The organism is Solidesulfovibrio sp., from assembly GCF_029978005.1.
Lineage (GTDB): Bacteria > Desulfobacterota > Desulfovibrionia > Desulfovibrionales > Desulfovibrionaceae > Solidesulfovibrio.
The window spans coordinates 25,420-31,419 of the sequence record NZ_JARKOZ010000006.1; the positions used below are offsets into that span (position 1 = coordinate 25,420).

The 6,000-nt window shown below is 70.0% G+C and carries 4 protein-coding genes; 3 read left to right on the forward strand and 1 reads right to left on the reverse strand.

Features of this window, described 5'->3' with window-relative positions:
- The first annotated feature begins 43 nt into the window (after nucleotides 1-43).
- The 3 genes from Q1K70_RS00945 (at nucleotide 44) to Q1K70_RS00955 (ending at nucleotide 5,291) form a co-directional block, all read left to right on the forward strand.
- Nucleotides 44-1,288: a DUF484 family protein gene (locus tag Q1K70_RS00945; protein WP_300154471.1), complete on the forward strand. Its 1,245-nt coding sequence runs from the start codon at nucleotides 44-46 to the stop codon at nucleotides 1,286-1,288.
- A gap of 18 nt (nucleotides 1,289-1,306) precedes the next feature.
- On the forward strand, nucleotides 1,307-3,052 hold the full coding sequence (locus tag Q1K70_RS00950) for a glycoside hydrolase family 3 protein (RefSeq protein ID WP_300154473.1): 1,746 nt from the start codon (nucleotides 1,307-1,309) through the stop codon (nucleotides 3,050-3,052).
- A 106-nt stretch (nucleotides 3,053-3,158) separates the two neighbouring features.
- Complete coding sequence (locus Q1K70_RS00955) at nucleotides 3,159-5,291, forward strand: methyl-accepting chemotaxis protein (protein ID WP_300154475.1); 2,133 nt, start codon at nucleotides 3,159-3,161, stop codon at nucleotides 5,289-5,291.
- Between the two features lie 327 nt (nucleotides 5,292-5,618).
- On the opposite strand, the gene Q1K70_RS00960 is transcribed toward Q1K70_RS00955, so the two are convergent.
- The coding region (locus tag Q1K70_RS00960) for a sensor histidine kinase (protein ID WP_300154477.1) at nucleotides 5,619-6,000 on the reverse strand (382 nt) is incomplete at its 5' end.

A 6,000-nucleotide genomic window follows, 5' to 3' on the forward strand; every position in this document is an offset into this window, starting at 1 on the left:
AGGCCTCGGAGCCGATGGGCCGCAGAGACGGTCCCGATACCCCATGGAAAGCCCCCCCGACACGACCGATTTCACGGCCAGGGCCCGGGAACTGGAACGCTTCCTGCCGGAAGGCAGGCAGGCGGATTTCCGGGCGCTGTGCGAAGGCCTGCTCGAATGCGGCGCGCGCGGCGACCGGGAGTTGGCGCAGGCGCTCGAGGAGCAGGACCTCCTGGCCGCCGACAACGAACGCCTGCGCGACCGCCAGCGCCGCCTGGGCGCACGGCTCGAGCAGCTCCAGGAAATTTTCCGCATCAACGACCAGGCCTTCCTCACCTTCCGCTCGGCCCTGACCCTCTCGCGCCAGCTGCGCCACCTGTCCGACCTGCCCGGCGTCATGGACGAACTGGCCCGGGCCATGGCCGTGCCGGCGCTCACCTGCCTGCTGGCCCGGGAGGATTTCGAGGCTTTCGTTCCGCCGGGCTATCCCTGCCCCGAGGCCACGGCCCTGTCCGAGGCCCTGGCCGCGTTGCCCATGGGCGACGCGGCGCGACGGGTCTACGTCGGCCCGGTGGCCGCCCTGCCCCAGCCGCAATTTTTCTTCTCTCCCCGCGACCTGGCCAAGACGCCGAAACTCGGCCGGGGGTCCTGCTTCATCGCACCGCTCTACGACAAGTATCGGCCGGACCGCCGCATCGGCGCCCTGGCCCTCGGCGACGTCGACTCCGGACGCTACACGCCGCTGAAGGGCACGGATTTTCTGGAGCATTTCTGCGAAGTTTTGTCCGGCGATCTGCTCCACGTCAAGATCCACGAGGAACTCGTCCGGCAGCGCGATTCCGACGAGCTCACCGGCATCCCCAACCGGGCCTATCTGCGCCGCAACGGGCCGGCGCTCCTGAGCCTGGCCGCGCGCAAGGGCACGCCGGCGGCGCTGCTTTTCTGCGACCTCGACCGGTTCAAGGCCGTCAACGACCTGTTCGGCCACGAGACCGGCGACGCCGTCTTGTGCGACGTGGCCCGAGCCATGGCCGGCCGCGTGCGGGCCTACGACCTCCTGGCCAGGCTCGGCGGGGACGAGTTCGTGGTGCTCATGCCCGACGCCGGCCCGCAAGAGGCGGCCATAATGGTCAAGCGGCTGCGGGCCTGCGTGGCCCAGGTGGCCAGGGACCGGGGACTTTCCGGTTCGCCGGGTCTGTCCGTGTCCATCGGCGTGGCCATCTCCGCCCCGGACCAGACCATCGACGATTTGACGCGGCAGGCCGATGCCGCCATGTATGCCGACAAGCGTTCCGCGCCGACACCCTGATCCTCCCGTGGAGACTCCATGTTCCTGACGCTTTCGCTCCTCGCGCCGCGCCCGTCGCCTCTGCGGCCGCTCCTCGCCGTCCTGGCCCTTGCGCTCGGCCTGCTTTGCGCGCCCGCCCCGGCCCCTGCCGCCGCCATGAGGCCGGCCGCCCTGCTCGCCGCCATGAGCCTGGAGGAAAAGGTCGGCCAGATCTTCATGGTCTGGTTCGAGGGGCCGACCGTCTCCCCGGACACGGATGCCCTGATCAGGGAGCGCCACCTCGGCGGCGTGATCCTCTACGCCGCGCCGGGTAACGTCGTCTCGCCGCGGCAGGTGGCCACGCTCACGGCCGGCCTCCAGGAGACGGCCGCCGGCACCCGGCTGGGGCTTGGGCTCCTCGTCGGCGTGGACCAGGAAGGCGGGCCCGTGGCCCGGCTGCGCCAGGGGTTCACGGTCTTTCCGAGCCAGATGGCCCAGGCCGCCGCCGGCCGGCCGGACCTGGTCCGCCGCGCCGCCGCCGCCACGGGCCGTGAACTCGCCGCCGTGGGCGTCAACGTCGATTTCGCGCCGGTGGCCGACGTCAACGTCAATCCGGCCAATCCCGTCATCGGCATCCGGTCCTTCGGCTCGGACCCGGCCGCCGTGTCGCGGCTGGCCGCCGCGGCCACGGCCGGCTACCGCGAGGCGGGCGTCGTGTGCACGCCCAAGCATTTCCCCGGCCACGGCGACACGGCCGTGGACTCCCACGTGGGCCTGCCCCGGGTGGACCACGACGCGGCCATGCTCGCCCGGGTAGACTTCCCGCCGTTTCGGGCCTCTTTCGCGGCCGGTGCGCCAGCGGTCATGACCGCCCACGTCCTGTCGCCGGCCCTGGAGCCCGAGGCCCTGCCGGCCACGCTCTCCCGGCGCGTCCTGACCGGAGTCCTTCGGGACCGACTCGGCTTTAGCGGCGCGATCTTCACGGATTCGCTGGGCATGGGGGCCGTGGCCGCCACCTTCGGCACGCCCGAGGCCGCCGTCCTGTCCCTGGCCGCCGGGGCCGACGTGCTGCTCATCGGCGCGGACGTCGGCCGGCCGGCCGCCGAGCGCCTGGAGGCCATGGACCGGGTGGCCGCGGCCGTGCGCTCGGGCCGGGTGCCCATGGCCCGCCTGGACGCGGCGGCGCTGGCGGTGCTGCGCTTGAAGGAACGTTACGGCCTGCTGCATGCGGCCTCGTTCTCCAAACCCGCCCGGGGCTTCGAAACGCGCCTGGCCACGCCGGACAGCGCCGCCCTGGCCCGCGACATCGCCACGCAGGCCCTGACGGCCTTCGGCCCCGTCGCCCCGGCCCTGCCCGCCGGTCGCGACTCCGGCACGCTGGTGGTGCGGCCGCGCCTGGGCCGCGAGGCCGTGGACGCCGAGGCCGAGGCGGGCATCCTCGCCTGGAGCGGCCCGAGAACGCTTTTCCTGCCCGCGGACCCGGGCGAGGCCGACCTGGCCCGGGCCGTGGCGCAGGCCGGCCCGGCCCGGCGCGTGATCCTGCTCGTCACCGACGCCCGGGGCAAGGCCGGCCAGCGACGCCTGGCCGAGGCCCTTTCCGGGGCGGCCGGGGACCGGCTTTGCCTCGTCGCGGCCCAGTCGCCCTACGACCTGCCGCTCCTGCCCCGGGCCGGGGCGCGCCTGGCCACGTACGGCGAGACCGAGGCGGGCATGGCGGCGCTCGGCCGGGCGCTTTTCACGAACTTTCGCCCGACCGGCCGCTGTCCGGTCGAACTGCCGCAAGCCGAAACGCAGACGCATTCGTAGCGGAAAAGACGCCGCATCGGCATGCGGCGATGCAAAAGCCGTTCATGGGCATTGACGTTTCGCTGCCCTTGGTTTCAACTCGACCGAAAGAACTTGGAGAGTTCCCATGCAGGAGCAAACGAACGCCTCGCCGGCCCTCCCCCTTCTCATCCTGGGCGTGTTGTTGAGCCTGTGCATCGTTGCGGCGGCTCTCGTACCCAACATCATCGCCGCCGTGGCGGCGGGCCTTGCCGGCTGCGTCGCGACCTGGCTGCTGGTGGGCCGCGCCCTTGCCCCGTCGAACGCCCTGTATGCGGGACTGATCAAGATCAAGGAACACCCGAGGACCTTTCTCATGGACGAGGTCCTCTCCTGGAAGGCGTGGGGTCCCATGGGCGAGGCGGCCAGCGACGTCCTGTCCTTCAACATGAGCCGTCGCGAATACTACCGGGCGGCCATCCTGCACGTGGGCACGCCCTTTTTCATCTGCAACAAAGACGGCGTCATCACCCATGCCAGCAACGCCTTGGCCCAGATGCTGCAGAAGGATGAGAAGTCCGTGGTGGGCCGCACGGTGAGCCAGGCCTTCTACAACAAGGACGGGATCTCCATCACCGAGAAGGTGCTGGCCGCGGGCGGCGCCAAAGTCGCCGAGAGCGACCTGACCCTGTGGAACGGCACGATCCTGGCCTGCCACTTTTCCGTGAGCTGCTTTCACGGAGAAAAAGGGGATCTGCTCGGCGCGGTCACCTGCATCACGGACCTCTCCGGCCTGCGCGAAAAGCAGGCCCAGCTCGAAACCGCCCAAGCCAATCTGCACAACCTCGGCAGCGAGATCAACGAACTGGCCCAGCGCGTGGCCTCGGCCTCGGAAGAGCTTTCCGCTTCTTCCGACGAACAGGCCCGAGGCGCGCAGCAACAGAAAGGCCAGGCCGACGCCGTGGCCACGGCCATGGAGGAAATGACGGCCACGGTCGTGGAGGTGGCCAAAAACGCCTCCCGCACCTCCGAGGCCGCCGACGCCGCCAACCACGCCGCCGAGAACGGCACGGCGGAAGTCCGCAACGCGGTCTCGGGCATCCAGTCCGTGGCCGAATCCGCCGGCAAGCTCGGCCAGGTACTCACCACCCTGGATGGCCAGGCGGCGGAAATCGGCCGCATCATCGGCGTGATCAACGACATTGCCGACCAGACCAATCTCCTGGCGCTCAATGCCGCCATCGAGGCGGCCAGAGCCGGCGAGGCCGGGCGCGGCTTCGCCGTGGTCGCCGACGAGGTCAGAAAACTCGCCGAAAAGACCATGACCGCCACCAAGGAAGTGGAAAACTCCATCCACCAAATACAGGACGGTTCCCGCCACGCCGTGGCCTCCATGAAGGAGACCGAAACGCGCGTGACCGGCAGCACCGAGGCCACGACCAAGGCCGGCGAGGCGTTGGGCCGCATCATGACGCGCATCCGCGAAGTCACGGGGCAGGTGACCCAGATCGCCACGGCCGCCGAGCAGCAGTCCGCCGCCGCCGAGGAAATCAATCACAACATCGAGGTCATCGCGGAAGTCGCCCGTGAGGCCGACGAGGGCGCGAGCCAGACCGCCCAGGCCACGCGCGAACTGGCCGAACTGGCCCAGTCCCTGCTGCGCCTGGCCGGGGCCTTCGCCGAGCGACACGAAAAGGACCTCAAGCTGCGGGCCTCGGCCGGGAACATGAAGGGCATCCTGCCCAAGCTCATGCAGGAATTCATCCGGGAACGCTACGGCGAAGCCGTCTACGAAAGCCTGCAGGAGGACATGGGGCACCCGACCTTCCTGCCCACGCAGAACTATCCGGACCAGGTCCTGCGCCAGATGGCCGAGTTGGCCGCTGCCAAGGCCGGGCAGACCCCAGGCGAGGTCTTCCAGGCCCTCGGCCGCTACACCATCAAGGGCTTCAAAAAGCTCTACCCCCGCTACTTCAAGGGCGGCACCCTCAAGGAATTCTACCTGACCATGAACGAGACCCATGCCAAGCTGACCAAGGACATGCCTGGCCTGCAGCCGCCCAAATTCACCTACGAGGACAAGGGCGACCGGTTGATCATGACCTACCACTCCCGTCGCGGCTATCCGGAATATTTCGAGGGCATCCTGCGCGGCGCGGCCGAGTTCTATCAGGTGCCTGCGCGGATCACCGTCTCCACCTCCGGCGACGGCTCCTCGGCCCGGGCGGAGATCGTCTTCCCGCCTGAGCGGGGCGCGCGCCCCAAGGCTCTCGGCGCGTAAACGCCCTTCCCGTCCGGTCGGGCGGCAGCCCCGCCGCCCGACCGGAACGCTCGGTTTCCGGCCCCTCCACCGACGTTTCCGTCGACGCACGCGCGGCCGCATCTTTCCCGGGCGGGAGGGGTGCACGCGCCGCATCCTGACAAGGACAGCAGGCAACTTTGCCCCGGTTCGGGGGCAACGCCCGACCGAGCAGCCCGCATCAGAAGAAATGCGCCGCAACGCTTTTAGGGAATTCCATATTGAGGACCGGCGCTCCACGGAGGCAGCCCAGGCGGCGGCGGACGACACGCTCAGGGCCGCAGGCCCGTCGGAAGGCGTGATGCCTGCCTAGGCCCCTTCGCTCTCGGGAAAGACCAGGCGGAAGGCCGTGCCGGACGGCCCGGAACCGTAGGTCAGCGCGCCGCGCAGCTGCCGGGAGAGCTGCACCACCAGCTGCATGCCGAGGGACTTGACCCGGTCGGGATGGAAATCCTCGGCCAGCCCCCGGCCGTCGTCCTCCACCGCTCCGCGCACCATGCCCCCCTCCTGGGAGACGCTCACGCGGATGGTCCCGACCTGGCGGTCCAGGAAGGCGTGCTTGACGGCGTTGGTCACCAGTTCGTTGACGATGAGCCCGAAGGGGATGGCCTTGTCCACGGGCACGCGGCATTCGGCCAGTTCCAGGGAAAAGCCGATGCTTTTCTCGCCGCGCAGGGACTGCACCAGCTTG